This window comes from Flavobacterium sp., assembly GCF_044341265.1.
GTDB lineage: Bacteria > Bacteroidota > Bacteroidia > Flavobacteriales > Flavobacteriaceae > Flavobacterium.
The window spans coordinates 73,881-90,333 of sequence record NZ_JBIISA010000002.1; the positions used below are offsets into that span (position 1 = coordinate 73,881).

General features: G+C 31.5%; 13 protein-coding genes and 3 tRNA genes. 10 read left to right on the forward strand and 6 right to left on the reverse strand.

Annotated elements, in window-relative coordinates:
- The first annotated feature begins 28 nt into the window (after positions 1-28).
- The 4 genes from ACIQ06_RS01485 to ACIQ06_RS01500 all read left to right on the forward strand — a co-directional run bounded on the left by ACIQ06_RS01485 (position 29) and on the right by ACIQ06_RS01500 (position 3,918).
- Positions 29-982 carry a zinc metalloprotease gene (locus ACIQ06_RS01485; protein ID WP_396143325.1) on the forward strand — a complete coding sequence of 318 codons (954 nt, stop codon included), beginning with the start codon at positions 29-31 and terminating at the stop codon, positions 980-982.
- Positions 983-1,058: 76 nt separating this feature from the next.
- Positions 1,059-2,150, forward strand: a complete 1,092-nt coding sequence (locus tag ACIQ06_RS01490) for an AI-2E family transporter (protein ID WP_396143328.1) — start codon at positions 1,059-1,061, stop codon at positions 2,148-2,150.
- A 16-nt stretch (positions 2,151-2,166) separates the two neighbouring features.
- A complete protein-coding gene (locus tag ACIQ06_RS01495) occupies positions 2,167-3,351 on the forward strand; it encodes a class I SAM-dependent methyltransferase (RefSeq protein WP_396143330.1) in 1,185 nt (394 codons plus the stop codon).
- A complete protein-coding gene (locus ACIQ06_RS01500) occupies positions 3,352-3,918 on the forward strand; it encodes a hypothetical protein (protein WP_396143332.1) in 567 nt (188 codons plus the stop codon). It begins immediately after the preceding gene.
- 1 nt (position 3,919) lies between these two features.
- Here the strand turns inward: ACIQ06_RS01500 and ACIQ06_RS01505 are convergent, their stop codons facing one another.
- The 4 genes from ACIQ06_RS01505 to ACIQ06_RS01520 form a co-directional block, all read right to left on the reverse strand.
- The gene (locus ACIQ06_RS01505) at positions 3,920-4,615 is read right to left on the reverse strand and encodes a M15 family metallopeptidase (protein WP_396143334.1); all 696 of its coding nucleotides are present in this window, start codon (positions 4,613-4,615) and stop codon (positions 3,920-3,922) included.
- Positions 4,616-4,690: 75 nt separating this feature from the next.
- Positions 4,691-4,764 (reverse strand) — tRNA-Arg (locus ACIQ06_RS01510).
- Positions 4,765-4,788: 24 nt separating this feature from the next.
- Positions 4,789-4,863, reverse strand: a tRNA-Pro gene (locus ACIQ06_RS01515).
- A 13-nt stretch (positions 4,864-4,876) separates the two neighbouring features.
- Positions 4,877-4,963 (reverse strand) — tRNA-Ser (locus tag ACIQ06_RS01520).
- A 275-nt stretch (positions 4,964-5,238) separates the two neighbouring features.
- On the opposite strand from ACIQ06_RS01520, the gene ACIQ06_RS01525 reads away from it, so the two are divergent.
- Both ACIQ06_RS01525 and ACIQ06_RS01530 read left to right on the forward strand, forming a co-directional pair.
- On the forward strand, positions 5,239-6,417 hold the full coding sequence (locus tag ACIQ06_RS01525; RefSeq protein ID WP_396143336.1) for an acetyl-CoA C-acyltransferase: 1,179 nt from the start codon (positions 5,239-5,241) through the stop codon (positions 6,415-6,417).
- Between the two features lie 28 nt (positions 6,418-6,445).
- Positions 6,446-7,207, forward strand: a complete 762-nt coding sequence (locus ACIQ06_RS01530; RefSeq protein ID WP_396143338.1) for an NlpC/P60 family protein — start codon at positions 6,446-6,448, stop codon at positions 7,205-7,207.
- A gap of 50 nt (positions 7,208-7,257) precedes the next feature.
- Here the strand turns inward: ACIQ06_RS01530 and ACIQ06_RS01535 are convergent, their stop codons facing one another.
- Both ACIQ06_RS01535 and gyrA read right to left on the reverse strand, forming a co-directional pair.
- Positions 7,258-8,559 (reverse strand): hypothetical protein, encoded by a 1,302-nt coding sequence (locus tag ACIQ06_RS01535; protein WP_396143341.1) that lies wholly within the window; start codon positions 8,557-8,559, stop codon positions 7,258-7,260.
- A 109-nt stretch (positions 8,560-8,668) separates the two neighbouring features.
- Positions 8,669-11,272 carry a DNA gyrase subunit A gene (gyrA, locus tag ACIQ06_RS01540; RefSeq protein ID WP_396143344.1) on the reverse strand — a complete coding sequence of 868 codons (2,604 nt, stop codon included), beginning with the start codon at positions 11,270-11,272 and terminating at the stop codon, positions 8,669-8,671.
- A 262-nt stretch (positions 11,273-11,534) separates the two neighbouring features.
- Here gyrA and ACIQ06_RS01545 point away from each other — a divergent pair, with 262 nt between their 5' ends.
- From ACIQ06_RS01545 to ACIQ06_RS01560, 4 genes are all read left to right on the forward strand, one after another.
- A complete protein-coding gene (locus ACIQ06_RS01545; protein WP_396143347.1) occupies positions 11,535-14,078 on the forward strand; it encodes an ATP-dependent Clp protease ATP-binding subunit in 2,544 nt (847 codons plus the stop codon).
- Between the two features lie 97 nt (positions 14,079-14,175).
- Positions 14,176-15,546 carry a 30S ribosomal protein S6--L-glutamate ligase gene (rimK, locus tag ACIQ06_RS01550; RefSeq protein ID WP_298307924.1) on the forward strand — a complete coding sequence of 457 codons (1,371 nt, stop codon included), beginning with the start codon at positions 14,176-14,178 and terminating at the stop codon, positions 15,544-15,546.
- A gap of 28 nt (positions 15,547-15,574) precedes the next feature.
- Positions 15,575-16,090, forward strand: coding sequence for a DUF421 domain-containing protein (locus ACIQ06_RS01555; protein WP_396143351.1), 516 nt, complete (start codon positions 15,575-15,577; stop codon positions 16,088-16,090).
- A 2-nt stretch (positions 16,091-16,092) separates the two neighbouring features.
- Positions 16,093-16,452 (forward strand): DUF1304 domain-containing protein, encoded by a 360-nt coding sequence (locus ACIQ06_RS01560; protein WP_396143353.1) that lies wholly within the window; start codon positions 16,093-16,095, stop codon positions 16,450-16,452.
- The last annotated feature ends 1 nt before the right edge of the window (position 16,453 follow it).

A 16,453-nucleotide genomic window follows, 5' to 3' on the forward strand; every position in this document is an offset into this window, starting at 1 on the left:
ACTATTAATTAAACCTAAATTTAGTTTTATGAAAAAAATCCTTTTATCAGCATCATTATTAGCGATGCTTTTCTCATGTCAAAGTGAAGATTCAAAAATTGTTGCCGAGAACAATGCCGCAGAAAGACATTGCGCCTCTGATGAAGTATTAAAAAGACAATTGCAAGAAGATCCTGAAATGGCTCTTAGAATGAATAAAATTGAAGAGTTTACTGAAAATTTCACGAAAAATAATCCAAACTATAGATTAGTTAATGGAAAAATTGAAATTCCTGTTGTAGTTAATGTTTTATACAGAACTACTGCTGAAAATATTTCTTTAGCTCAAATTCAATCACAAATTGACGTTTTAAATAAGGATTTTAATGCTACAAACTCTGATTATGGTCAAGTACCTGCATTATTCTCTGGTGTTAAAGCTAATGTTGGAATTTCTTTTGTTTTAGATCAAGTAATCAGAAAATCAACTACAAAAACATCTTGGGGTACAGCTGATGCAATGAAGAAAACTAATCGTGGTGGTTTAGCTCCAACCTCACCTACTACTAAAATGAATTTATGGGTTTGTACAATCGGTGGTGGAATTCTTGGTTATGCTCAATTTCCAGGAGGTTCTTCAGCAACGGATGGTGTTGTAATAGATTCTAAATATTTAGGAACAACAGGAACTGCAACTGCTCCTTTCAACTTAGGAAGAACAGGAACACATGAAGTTGGTCACTGGATGAATTTACGTCATATTTGGGGTGATGCTACATGTGGAAGCGACTTAGTTGCAGATACACCAACTCACAACACTGCTAATTATGGAGTTCCAACATATCCTCATTTAAGTACTTGTTCTGGTACTCCAGTAGAGATGACAATGAACTACATGGATTATACAGATGATAGAGGAATGTATATGTTCTCATTAGGACAAAAAGCTAGAATGGATGCAGTATTTGCTGTTGGTGGTTCTAGAGCTTCTTTTAGAAACTAAAAAATAAAATTAAAAATTCTAAAAACTCGTTTACATTTGTAAACGAGTTTTTTATTTTTACACAAAATCTATTCAAATGATAACATCAAAGAACATAGCAAATGGAATTTTAAGAGCAATTGGTGTTTTAGCGCTAGTTTGTCTAGCACTCTATTTTATATATCAAATTCAAACAGTTATTGTTTATCTAGTTGTAGCAGTAATTTTTTCAATGATAGCTAATCCTATTGTTGAATTTTTAAGAAAAAGATTTAAGTTCTCAAATAGCTTAGCTGTTGTATCTACAATGATATTGTTTTTACTATTAATCACAGGTTTAATTATGCTTTTTGTTCCTTTGATAACATCACAAAGCACAAACCTTTCACTTTTAGATACAAAATCAATTGAAAATAGATCAATCGAACTCTATAATCAATTGAGTATTTATTTAAGCAATCACAATATCGAAATCAATAAAATATTCAAAGAAACTGACATTACATCTAGATTAAATTTCAATTTTTTGACAGACTTTTTCAATTCAATAATTGGAACCATAAGTAGTTTTGGAATTGGTTTAGTCTCTGTATTTTTTATTAGTTTCTTTTTCTTAAAAGACAAAGTGCAATTTATTGTTGGTATGAAAAAAATTCTTCCAAATGATCATGAAGAACAAATTTTAAATTCTATTGAAAAAACAAGACTTTTACTTACAAGATATTTTCTAGGATTGTTATTGCAGCTTACAATAATTTTTATTTTATATCTAATTGTATTATTGATTTTTGGTGTAGAAAATGCTATTGTCATTGCCTTCTTATGTGGACTTTTAAATGTAATCCCATACGTTGGTCCATTTATCGCGTCAATCTTAGCTGGAATTTTAACGATGTTAAGTAATATTGGAAACGATTTTCAAGATGTAATTCTACCAACAACAATTTATGTTTCTATAGGATTTTTTATAGTACAATTGATTGATAATAATATTTCGTCTCCAATCATTTTTTCTAAAAGTGTAAATTCACATCCTCTAGAAATCTTTTTGGTGATTCTTGTTATTGGAATACTTTTTGGAATCACAGGAATGATAATTGCGGTGCCTCTATACACAACTCTAAAAGTAATTGGGAAAGAGTTTTTTCCTGAAAATAAAGTAATTAAAATTCTAACTAAAAATTTATAATATTTAGATTTTAAAGATGAAATTTAATGAAATTTTAAATCCTGAAATTCAAAAATTTATTATTGAAAATACTGGATTAGACACCTCAAAATTAGCACTTAAAAAAAATCCGTTTTCTCATATTGAGTTTAAAGTTTTATTAAATCAAATTGAATCTCGAACCAAATCTAAAGATAAACTTCCTACTTGGTTCAATGGTGATACTATTATTTTTCCAAGCAAAATTTCTATTGAGCAAACATCGTCAGAAGCTACTGCAAAATATAAATCTGAAATTATTTCTGGTGATAGTTTAATAGACTTGACCGGTGGCTTTGGAATTGATGATTATTATTTTTCAAAAAAAATTGACACCATCGTTCATTGTGAAATTAATCCTGAATTATCTGAAATAGTTTCTCATAATTTCAAACAATTAAATGCTTTAAATATCAATTGTATTGAAGGTGATAGTCTTAAAACTTTAGAACAATTAAATCAAAAGTTTAGTTGGATTTACATTGACCCGTCAAGAAGAAATGATGCAAAAGGAAAAGTCTTCATGTTGAAGGATTGCCTACCAAATGTTCCAGATTTACAAGATACTTATTTTGAGTATTCCGATAATATTGTGATTAAAACTGCACCAATACTCGATATTTCAGCAGGATTGAAAGAACTAAAGAATGTAAAACAAATACATATTGTAGCTCTAGATAATGAAGTTAAAGAACTTCTATGGATTATTGAAAAAGGTTATAATGGTGAAATATCGATTAAAACAGTAAACTTTACTAAGCAAAATAAAGAAGTTTTTGATTTCGATATGAATTCTGAGAGCGAAGTAAACTATGGTGTTCCCAAAAAATATCTTTATGAACCCAATAGTGCAGTTATGAAATCTGGCGGATTCAATCAAATTGCAAGTTTTTTTTCTGTAGATAAATTACATAAAAACTCCCATTTATATACTTCAGATGAATTAATTGATTTTCCGGGAAGGGCTTTTCAAATTAAAAAAATAGTTAACTGTTCTAAAAAAGATATGATTGAAAACTTTAGCAATCAAAAAATGAATGTGACGGTTAGAAATTTTCCTGATACAGTTGATAATATAAGAAAAAAATGGAAAATAAAAGATGGAGGAAATCAATATTGTTTTTTCACAACCGATAAAAATGAAAATAAAATAGCTTTAATTTGCAACAAAATAAAATTTTAAATGAAAAAGATAATTTTAACAGCATTCTTTCTAACACTTTCTTTGAATTCATTTGCTCAAACTGATTGTGATTATAGTTCAAATGTCACTGATAGCATTGGTACCTACAAATCAACTAAAGGATATTTAATGCATGAAAGAGTTTTTGGAAACAGTCAAACATCTATTTACTTTTCATTAATTAATGCTGATGGGCTTTTATCATTAAACATTCAAATGATAAGTAAAAGTTCGGAGTTTATTGCTGCAAAATGTTTTGATGAAAATTCTAAAATTTACATCCAACTTACAAATGGCAAAATTGTTACTTTAATTTCACCAGAAATAGAAACATGTGGTAATTCAGTTATGAATGACAAAGAAAATGTCAGAATTCTAAATGGGTATTTTCTATTTGTAAAAGATAATTTTGAAGACTTAAAAACTTCTCCAATTTCATTTATAAGAATTAAATATACAGGAGAAGCAATTGATTATGTTTGCAAAAGCGAATTGGATTCAGAAGTAGATAAAAAGACTTATGCTCCTGACAATTATTTTATGAATTATTTAAAATGTATTCAATAATTTAGTCACAATTCCATTTAAAATTAGCTAAATTGTCTTTACTACTATCAATTAAATTGTAGTGCCACCATTCAGAATCAAACGATTTAAAATTGTGCTTAAGCATAACAGATTTTAGTAAAGCTCTATTCTTTTTTATTTTTTTGGAAATATCTTGATAATTATGACTTGCTTCAGGACCGAAAAAGTCAAATGTGGTTCCCATATCAAGTTCAATCCCATTTTCATCTATCAAAGTAATATCGACCGCTCCTCCTCTATTGTGAATAGAACCTTTGGCTGGATTTGCTACGTAATCTGCATTAGGCATAATAATCCACATTTTCTTTTGGATATCTAGAGGTCTGTAACAATCAAAAAGTTTTATTCTATAACCTAAAGATTTAAATTCTTCGTTAGCTTCAACAAGACTTTTTATGGTCTTCAATCTTAAATAGCATTCATCGCAATCATAAACTTTGCTTTTGAGAAAATTATCATCTGTTGCATATTTCATATCAAAAACAAAATCTGAACTGAAGTCTTTTAAATTTACAAATGTTGTGTCATTAATTCCGTCATAAATAGCAATTGAATTTCCAGTTAAATAGTTATTGGATAACGTTTTTCTACTTTTTACAAAAGAAGTTTCCGTCGATTTACAACTAATAAAAATCAGTAAAGTGAGGATTGATAAAAAATAACTCTTGAAGTTCATCGAAAAATATTTATTTCGAAATTTACGAAATATATTAAAACAAAAAAACCTTCTTGAAAAAGAAGGTTTAAATTGTGATCCCAGAAGGATTCGAACCTTCGACCTACGCATTAGAAGTGCGTTGCTCTATCCAGCTGAGCTATGGAACCAATTTTAATATAAAATATTAAAAGTCGGGGTGGCAGGATTCGAACCTGCGGCCTCCTGCTCCCAAAGCAGGCGCGATAACCGGGCTACGCTACACCCCGAAAACAAAAAAAGCGGAGAGTAAGGGATTCGAACCCTTGGTACAGTTTCCCATACGCATGTTTAGCAAACATGTCCTTTCGGCCACTCAGGCAACTCTCCAAAATTCAATATATAATATAAGAACTTTTCTCTTTAAGCGGTTGCAAATGTAAGCTTTCATTATAATATTTACAACATTTTAAACTCTTTTTTTTGATATAATTCTCACATTTTAATGAAATACTTAAAAATCAAATAAATAGAAATTAATATTTTATTAATATTGAATTAATAAACGAATATCTTTCAATGTAAAATGAATTTTCCCTAAAAAATAGTAAATTTGCATTGCAAACTAACAAACTAATCCCAACTTTGGGGAAATAATAAATATTATGAGTAAAAAAATTGTAATTGTTTCTGCAGTAAGAACTCCTATTGGAAGTTTTATGGGTTCATTATCAACTGTACCTGCACCTCATTTGGGTGCTGCTGCTATCAGAGGAGCTTTAAATAAAATCAATCTTGATCCAAATTTGGTTGACGAAGTTTTTATGGGTAATGTAGTACAAGCTGGCGTTGGTCAAGCTCCAGCAAGACAAGCCGCTATTTATGCAGGATTGTCAAATGAAGTTGCTTGTACAACCGTTAACAAAGTATGTGCTTCTGGAATGAAATCAATTATGTTTGGAGCACAAGCTATTATGGCTGGTGATGCCGAAATTGTTGTAGCTGGAGGAATGGAAAATATGAGTCTGATTCCACATTATGTTCACATGAGAAATGGGGTTAAATTTGGACCAACATCAATGCAAGATGGAATGCAAAAAGACGGACTTGTTGATGCATACGATAATAACGCTATGGGAGTTGCAGCTGATTTATGTGCTTCAGAATATAAAATTACTCGTGAAGAGCAAGATGCGTTTGCAATTCAATCCTATGAGCGTTCAGCAAAAGCATGGGATGCAGGAAAATTTGATTCAGAAATTGTTCCTGTTGCAGTTCCGCAAAGAAAAGGAGATCCTATAATGGTTACTAAAGATGAAGAATATACTAATGTAAGATTGGATAAAATCCCAACATTAAATGCTGTTTTTACCAAAGAAGGAACTGTAACTGCTGCAAATGCTTCAACTATTAACGATGGTGCAGCTGCAGTTGTATTGATGAGTGAAGAAAAAGCAATAGCAATGGGATTAAAACCATTAGCTTACATAAAATCATACGCAGATGCTGCTCAAGAACCAAAATGGTTTACGACTGCTCCTGCAAAAGCATTACCAAAAGCGTTAACAAAAGCTGGCTTATCAATTTCAGATGTTGATTATTTTGAATTCAACGAAGCATTTTCTGTAGTTGGCTTGGCAAATGCAAAAATATTAGGTTTACCAAATGACAAAGTTAATGTTAATGGAGGTGCTGTTTCATTAGGTCATCCTCTAGGTTGCTCTGGAGCAAGAATAGTGGTTACACTAATAAACGTTTTACATCAAAACAATGCGAAAATTGGTGCTGCAGCTATCTGTAATGGTGGTGGTGGCGCTTCTGCAATCGTTATAGAAAAAGCATAATTAAAAATTATAAACCTAACAAAATTGCATGTTTGCCATTTGTAATTTATCAACAATTCCTTTACGAATAGAACCAAGTGACAGAAGTGAAATTGTCTCTCAAATACTTTTTGGAGAACATTTTGAAGTTCTTGAGCACAATAAACAATGGTCTAAAGTAAGATTACATTTTGATGATTATGAAGGCTGGATTGACAGCAAACAATATCAGATAATTTCGAAAGAAAATTATGAAATGCTTTGCAAAGAAGCTATTATTTTGAATTCTGATTTGGTTGAATATATTTCAACAAAAAACAATATTTTAATTCCTGTTACACTTGGTGCTTCTCTATCCTTTTTAAATCATAGCGATATAAATACAGAAAACTATGAGTTTGAAGGATTAAAAGTAAGTGGAATAAAGTCTAAAGCAAGTTTGATAAATACAGCTTATATGTATTTGAATGCACCGTATCTTTGGGGTGGAAAAACTCCATTTGGTATTGATTGCTCTGGTTTTACCCAAATGGTTTACAAGTTGAATGGATACAAACTACTTCGTGATGCTACGCAACAAGCCAGTCAGGGAGAAGTATTGAGTTTTATTGAAGAAAGTGAACCTGGAGACTTAGCGTTTTTTGACAATGAAGAAGGCAATATTATTCACGTTGGCATCATGTTGGAAGATAACTATATCATTCATGCAAGTGGCAAGGTACGAATTGACCGATTAGATCATTTAGGCATTTATAATGCTGAACTCAACAGACATACTCACAGATTAAGAGTTATTAAGAAAATCATATAAATAAAAAAAGCGTTCAAAATTTGAACGCTTTTTTTAGTTTAAAAACAATACTAATTCATTGCTTTTACTTTATCATTTAATTCTAGAAAACTATAAACTGACTTTAAATTGCTTTTAACAACTTCATTAGTTGGATCTAATTCATAAGCTTTTTCTAAAAAAGGCATTGCTTTATTAAATATTTTTTTACGTTCTGCCGTTAAAGTTTCAAACTGTTTTTGTTCTTTTGAACTCATCCCTAAATTATTCATATCCTTTACAATTTTAGCGTCTGGTTTTAAAATGATATCAGATAGATTAAGATAAGCATCAGTATATTTTGGGTCAATTTCTATAACTCTTTTATAATATTTTTCAGCATCTTCCAATTGATTTGCGTTACCACTTGTCACTCCTAGATTAAATAATAAAATTTTATCGTTAGGGCTTTTTGACAAAGCTTCGTTTATTAATCTTTTATAATTTTCTGTATCATTCATTTTTAAATAAATGTCTGCTTCATAGGTTATAAGATTAACATCATCTGGATTTTCTTTTCTAGCATCTGCAAGAGCTGCCTTAGCTTCATCTTTTCTATCTAATTCAACTAAAATTAATGCAATATTCTTAGTGATTTCTGCTTTTTTTGAAGGTTCTTTTTCCTCTCTTGGAAGGATGTGACTTCCTAATTTTACAAGATTATCTCTATCTACTTTTTTTGAAAAGTTTTCCTCTACTCCTGAAGCTTTATTTTTAGCTAAATATAAAATCTTCTCACCTGAATAATTTATTGCTTTCAATTCTTTATAATATTTCAAAGCACTTTCATAATCCAAACCATTAACAGCATAATTAGCAGCGAAATATAAATTATCAGGTTCTTTTTTATCTAACTGATATACTGAATATAAAACTTCTGATGTTTCTTTATGTTTTTTTTGATTTCCTAATGCAATTGCATAATTCAACATCTCAGGTTTGAATGATGAAATTGTTTCAATAATATCATCAGTGTAAATTTTCTTTCCTGTTTTTTTCTCGTAATCTAAAGTTGCATTTAAACCTGATGCTAATTCTGAAATCGATTTAACATTAACATATTTCATCATTTGAGCTGGTGTTGCAGTTGGACCAAGAGAAGTAATTTCCATAATTGGAAGCATACATTTGTAAAAATTTGAATAAACTTTGTCGTTTTCTTCAGTTGCAAGTGCTTCTAATTTAGTGATATTAGACTTGTATTCAACAATATCCGAGGCACTTGGAATGTCTTTAGCATATATTTTTTTTAACGCTTTCAATTCATCTTTTTGGGAGAAAGAAGCAACAGAAACTAATAATGTACTAGCTATTATTATTTGTTTAATTTTCATAATGGTATTATTTAATTGTTGTTTTTTTTGTGTTAATTAACAAAAGCTATGCCACCAATAATAATTAAAGGAAAACATAGCTTTTGCATTTTATTTTAAATTTAAAATATTATTCTTCAGAATCATCTTCTGCTTCTTCTGCATCTTCATCTTGATTTTCTGCATCATCGTCATCATCTGCATCATCTTCGATAATTGCATTTGGATCAATTTCTAATTCTTCACCATCAATTGCAATAGCTTCTTCCTCTTCATCTTTCATAACTTTAGTTACGGCTGCAATAGAATCGCTTCCTTTTAAGTTAATCAATCGAACTCCTTGCGTAGCTCTACCCATAACTCTCAATGTAGAAACATCCATTCTAATGGTTAAACCAGATTTGTTGATAATCATTAAATCATCTGCATCAGTAACTGTATTGATAGAAACTAATGCACCAGTTTTTTCAGTAATGTTCAATGTTTTTACACCTTTTCCACCTCTGTTTGTTATTCGGTAAACTGATTCACCTTCATCTTCAAGCTTGGTTCTTTTTCCATAACCATTTTCTGTTACACATAATAATTGTGTTTCATTAATGCTATTTTCATCAACAGAAACCATTCCAACTACTTCATCTTGTTCATCTCTCAATCTAATTCCTCTTACTCCGGATGCTGTTCTTCCCATTGGACGAGTTTTAGCTTCTTCAAAACGAACTAATTTACCGGATTTAACTGCAATTAAAACTTGGCTACTTCCATTTGTTAGTTCTGCTGCAAATAATTCATCATCTTCTTTAATTGTAATGGCAGCAACACCATTTACTCTTGGTTTTGCATATTTTTCTAAAGATGTTTTCTTCACTTGACCTTTTTTAGTAGCCATAATGATGTAATGATTTTTAACGTATTCTTGATTTTTCAAATCTTGAGTACATATAAATGCTTTTACTTTATCATCACTTTCAATGTTGATAAGGTTTTGAAGCGCACGACCTTTACTTTGCTTGTTTCCTTCTGGAATTTCGTAAACACGCATCCAATAACATTTTCCTTTTTGAGTAAAAATCAATAAGTAGTTGTGATTCGTTGCTACAAATAAATGCTCTAAGAAATCTTGATCTCTTGTTCCAGCACTTTTTTGTCCAACTCCTCCTCTATTTTGAGTTTTGTATTCTGTCAAAGAGGTACGTTTGATATAACCTGCATGCGAAATTGTAATTACTACATTTTCATCGGCAATTAAATCTTCGATACTAACATCGCCACCTGCATATTCAATCACAGAACGACGTTCATCGCCATATTTATCTCTAATTTCAATCAACTCTTCTTTGATTAAAGCCATACGCATTTCTTTGCTAGCTAATAATTCTTTTAAATGATTGATTAATTTCATGATTTCTTCATACTCTGCACGAAGTTTATCTTGCTCAAGACCTGTTAATTGTCTCAAACGCATTTCAACAATAGCACGAGCTTGAATATCTGATAAACTAAATCTTTCAATTAATTTAGTTCTTGCCTCTTCACCATCTTTAGAAGCTCGAATTAATGCAATTACTTCATCAATATTATCTGAAGCAATTATTAAACCTTCTAAAATGTGAGCTCTTTCTTCAGCTTTTCTTAATTCAAATTGCGTTCTTCTAACTACAACATCATGACGGTGCTCTACAAAATAATGAATCAAATCTTTCAGATTCAACATTTGAGGTCTTCCTTTTACTAATGCAATATTATTTACACTGAAAGAAGATTGTAATTGAGTATATTTATATAAGGTATTCAAAACTACATTAGCAACAGCATCACGTTTTAAAATATATACGATACGCATACCATTTCTATCCGATTCGTCACGAATGTTGGCAATACCTTCAATTTTTTTCTCATTGACCAAGTCAGCTGTTTTCTTAATCATTTCAGCTTTGTTAACTTGGTAAGGAATTTCGGTAACAATAATCGATTCTCTTCCGTCAACTTCTTCAAAGCCAACTTTAGCACGCATTACAATTCTACCTCTTCCTGTTTTGAATGCCTCACGAACTCCTTCATAACCATAAATCACACCACCAGTTGGAAAATCTGGAGCTTTGATATGGTTCATTAATTCGTCAATTTCTATTTCTTCATTGTCTATATAAGCTAATGTTCCGTCAATAACTTCTGTTAAGTTATGAGGTGCCATATTTGTAGCCATACCTACTGCAATTCCTGATGCTCCATTTATTAATAAATTTGGAACACGTGTTGGCATTACTGTTGGCTCATATAAAGTATCGTCAAAGTTCAATTTGAAATCAACAGTTTCTTTATCGATATCTGCCATAATGTCTTCCGACATCTTTTTCATTCTTGCCTCAGTATAACGCATTGCTGCAGGACTATCACCATCAACTGAACCAAAGTTACCTTGACCATCAATTAATAAATAACGTAAACTCCATTCTTGAGCCATACGAACCATTGCATCATATACCGAAGTATCACCGTGTGGATGGTACTTACCTAAAACTTCTCCAACAATTCTTGCGGATTTCTTGTGAGCTCTATTAGAAAAAACTCCTAAATCATACATTCCGTAAAGTACTCTTCTGTGTACTGGTTTTAAACCATCACGTACATCTGGTAATGCTCTTGATACAATAACTGACATCGAATAATCGATGTAAGCTGACTTCATTTCGTCTTCAATGTTAATAGGAATTAACTTTTCTCCGTCAGACATATTTATAAATTTTTAAAATAAATTAATTTAGAATTCAAACGTGCAATATACATCTTTTTGGTATTTTTAAAAGCATTTTCAAACACTAATTTCAATGATTTATTAACAAATTTGACTGATAAAATGGTTAATAAATTACCATATTGTTATCATTATATTTAATTTTTTTTTTGTCAATTTACTGACAAGTGTTTTACACGGAATGATATTTGTAATAATTCAAGTAATTCACTAAATTTACCTCAATAATACAATTATAGATATGGATGATAATTTTTCTCCAAGAGTTAAAGATGTTATTACCTACAGTAAGGAAGAAGCATTACGTTTAGGCCATGATTTTATTGGCACTGAACACCTTATGCTTGGAATTTTGAGAGATGGAAACGGAAAGGCAATCAATATATTGAATAATCTTTCTGTTGATTTAGACCATTTACGACGTAAAGTTGAAGTTTTAAGTCCGCCAAATCCTAATGCAGAAACTAGCATCGAAAAGAAAAACTTACACTTAACAAGACAAGCAGAACGTGCTTTAAAGACGACTTTTCTTGAAGCTAAAGTTTTTCAAAGCACCTCAATTAGCACGGCACATTTATTGTTGTGTATATTGAGAAACGAAAATGATCCCACAACAAAGCTATTAAATAAGATGAAAATCGATTATGAAATAGCGAAAGAACAATATTTAGATATGACACCAAAAGACGAAGATTTTTTAGAAAATTTACCAAGAAACGAATCGTTCAATGAAGATTCAGGTCAAGATGACAGCATGAAAGGTGATAGTTTTAACACACCTGCCAACAAATCTAACAAGAAATCTAAAACTCCTGTTTTGGACAACTTTGGTCGTGATTTGACAGAAATGGCAGAAGAAGGAAAACTGGATCCAGTTGTCGGTCGTGAAAAAGAAATTGAAAGAGTTTCTCAAATTTTAAGCCGTAGAAAGAAAAATAATCCTTTATTAATAGGTGAACCTGGAGTTGGTAAATCAGCTATTGCTGAAGGTTTGGCCTTGAGAATTATCCAAAAGAAAGTTTCAAGAATTCTTTTTAATAAGAGGGTTGTAACTTTAGATTTAGCAAGTTTAGTTGCTGGAACAAAATACCGCGGACAATTTGAAGAGCGAATGAAAGCCGTAATGAATGAGTTGGAGAAAAACGACGATATCATTCTATTCATTGACGAAATTCACACTATTGTTGGCGCTGGCGGAGCAACTGGTTCGCTTGATGCCTCAAACATGTTCAAACCTGCTTTAGCAAGAGGCGAAATACAATGTATTGGTGCTACAACACTTGATGAATACAGACAATATATTGAAAAAGATGGTGCATTAGAAAGACGTTTCCAAAAAGTAATTGTAGAACCAACTTCAGTAGTGGAAACAATCACTATTTTAAACAACATCAAAAACAAATATGAAGACCATCACAATGTAACTTATACTGATGAAGCTATTGAAGCATGTGTAAAACTTACAGATAGATACATGTCGGAACGCTTTTTACCAGACAAAGCAATTGACGCTTTAGATGAAGCTGGTTCAAGAGTTCATATCACAAATATTGATGTTCCAAAACAAATTTTGGATTTAGAACGTCAGTTAGAAGAAGTTCGTGAGCTTAAAAATTCGGTTGTAAAAAGACAGAAATATGAAGAAGCGGCCAAACTTCGTGATGACGAAAAGAAACTAGAAAAAGAACTTGCTATTGCTCAAGAACAATGGGAAGAAGATTCTAAAAACAATCGTATTCAAGTTACAGAAGATAACGTTGCTGATGTTGTTTCAATGATGACAGGAATTCCTGTAAATAGAATTGCTCAAACTGAAAGTAATAAATTAGCTAATCTTCCCGAACTACTTCAAGGTAAGGTAATTGGGCAAAACGAAGCTGTGCTAAAAATTGCTCGTTCAATTCAAAGAAATCGTGCCGGATTGAAAGATCCAAATCGTCCTATTGGTTCGTTTATTTTCTTAGGTTCGACAGGAGTTGGAAAAACACAATTAGCTAAAGTATTGGCAAAAGAATTATTCGATTCAGAAGATGCGTTAATTCGTATTGATATGAGTGAATACATGGAAAAATTTGCTATTTCTCGTTTAATTGGTGCACCTCCAGGATATGTTGGTTATGAAGAAGGTGGACAATTAACAGAAAAAGTAAGAAGAAAACCGTATTGCGTTGTATTGCTTGATGAAATTGAAAAAGCACATCCAGATGTTTTTAATATGATGTTACAAGTTCTTGATGATGGTTATTTAACTGATAGTTTAGGTCGTAAAATTGACTTCAAAAATACTATCATTATTATGACTTCTAACGTTGGTGCTCGTCAACTGAAAGATTTTGGTCAAGGTGTTGGTTTCGGTACTGCTGCCAAAGTAGCTCAAGCCGATGACCATTCGAAAGGAATCATCGAAAATGCCTTGAAGAAAACTTTTGCACCTGAATTCCTTAACAGAATTGATGATGTAATTGTATTCAACTCATTAGAAAAACATGATATTGACAAAATCATCGAAATCGAATTGAAAAAACTTTATGCACGTGTAGCTGATTTAGGATATACATTAAATTTATCTGATAAAGCAAAAGCCTACATCGCAGAAAAAGGATTTGATAAACAATTTGGCGCAAGACCATTAAAAAGAGCTATTCAAAAATATGTTGAAGATACGCTTGCTGAAGAAATTATCACTTCTAAAATCAATTCTGGTGACGAAATTTTTATGGATATCGAAGATGGCGCTGACGAATTGAATGTAAGAGTTCAAAAGAAAGAAGAGCCAACAAGTTAAAAAATTTAAACCTCAATATTTCAGCCACGAAATACTTGAATTACTCTAAATAATTAGTGAAAATTCCTGTAATTCGTGGCTTAATTTTTTAAAGCAAATGCAACAAAACAAAATCATACTAGGTTCAGAAGAATGGTGTTCCTTTCCCGAACTTGGAATTCCAGCAATTAAAGCACGTGTTGATTCAGGTGCAAAAACATCTGCATTACACGCCATAAACATTGCGCCTTTTGTAAAAGACGGAATCAATTGGGTTAAATTTGACATCAACCCTATTCAAAACAATCTCAAAACCGTTATTCATTGCGAGGCATTGTTAATTGACAAACGAATTGTAAAAAGTTCGAGTGGTTTTCGTGAACAACGTTATGTCATTCAAACTGAAATCAAACTCGGAAATGACTCTTGGAAAATCGAAATGACACTTACTAATCGAGATTCAATGGGATTTAGAATGCTACTTGGACGTGAAGCAATGAGCGGAAGAATTTTAGTTGATCCCGAACAAAAATATCTTTTAGGACAAACCACTATTGAAAACTTAAAAGATTTATATGTCAATGCAATTCCAAATAAAACAGGTTTACGTATTGGTTTATTAGCTAGTAATCCTGAGTTATATAGCAACAGACGAATTATGGAAGCCGGCGAAATGCGAGGTCATGAAATGCATTTTCTAAACATCAAAGAATGTTATATGAAACTAGATGCCGATACGCCAGAAATTCATTATCGTGGCGGAAAAGTTTTAGATAATTTTGATGCTGTAATCCCTAGAATCCGACCAAGTATTACTTTTTATGGTTGTGCTTTGACTCGACAATTTGAAGCCATGAAAGTCTATTGTTTGAATTCAGCTGCAGCCATAACACAATCACGAGATAAGTTATTTTCGTTACAATTATTACTTAGAAATGGTGTCGATATTCCAACAACCGGATTTGCTAACTCACCTTTAGATACCGACGATTTGATAAAAATGGTTGGTGGTTCACCTTTAATTGTAAAATTATTAGAAGGAACGCAAGGAAAAGGAGTCGTTTTAGCCGAAACCAAAAAAGCTGCCGAATCGGTAATTAATGCTTTCAAAAGTTTGAATGCCAATATCTTAGTACAAGAATTTATAAAAGAAGCCAACGGAAAAGATTTGCGATTATTTGTAGTTGACGGAAAAGTAGTTGCATCGATTCAACGTGAAGCTGCGCCAGGCGAATTTAGAGCCAACATTCACATGGGCGGAACGGCATCAATTGTGAAACCAACAGCTGATGAAAAACGAATTGCAATAAAAGCTGCCAAAGCTATGGACTTAAGAGTTGCAGGAGTTGATATAATTCGTTCTTCAAAAGGACCGCTTTTATTGGAAGTAAATTCTTCGCCAGGATTAGAAGGAATTGAAGGTGCAACTAATAAAGATATTGCTGGTGAAATGATTAAAGCAATTGAAAGCAATATTAAGAAGAAGTGATTAGTAAATAGTGAAAAATAAATAGCTTATGGATCCTTATTTAGATATTACTATACGAAGTGTTTCTGTTTATTTTTTTATGATTATTGCGCTCCGAATTTTTGGAAAAAAACAATTATCTCAATTAAATACAGCAGATGTAATCTTGATTTTACTGATTAGTAATTCGGTTCAAAATGCTATGGTTGGAAATAACACATCACTTTATGGTGGAATTGTAGCTGCATTAGCTCTTTTTGCAATAAATTATATTTTCAAAAAAGTGATGTCTAAATCAGAATTTATAAAAAATTTAGTTCAAGATACTCCTGAAATTCTTATTCATAATGGAAAAATAGAATTCAAAACCATTGGAAGATTAGGAATAACAGATGATGAACTAAAAGAAGCCATGCGCGAACATGGTGTAGAATTTTATAAAGATGTTAAATTAGCTATGTTCGAAATTGACGGAAGCATCAGCATTATTTCTGGTGACAACCATTTGAAACAAACCCATCACAAAAGAAAAATTCATAAAACATTAGGAAATTTAAACAATTAAAAATGAATATAACTTCTCAACTTATTGTCGGATTTATTGCTTTTATTCACCTTTACATTCTTTGGTTAGAAATGTTTGCATGGACAACACGTGCCAAAAAAGTATTCAAAACTATTCCCGAAGATCAATTTGAAAAAACCAAAGTTATGGCAGCCAATCAAGGTTTATACAACGGATTTCTGGCTGCAGGATTGATTTGGTCACTCTTTATTTCGGATTCAATTTGGAGTAAAAATGTAGCGTTATTTTTTCTTATATGTATTTTAATTGCAGGAATTTATGGTGCCGTGACGGCTTCTAAACGAATTTTGTTCGTTCAAGCTGTTCCTGCTATTTTGGGGATTTTGAGTTTGGTGTTATAAA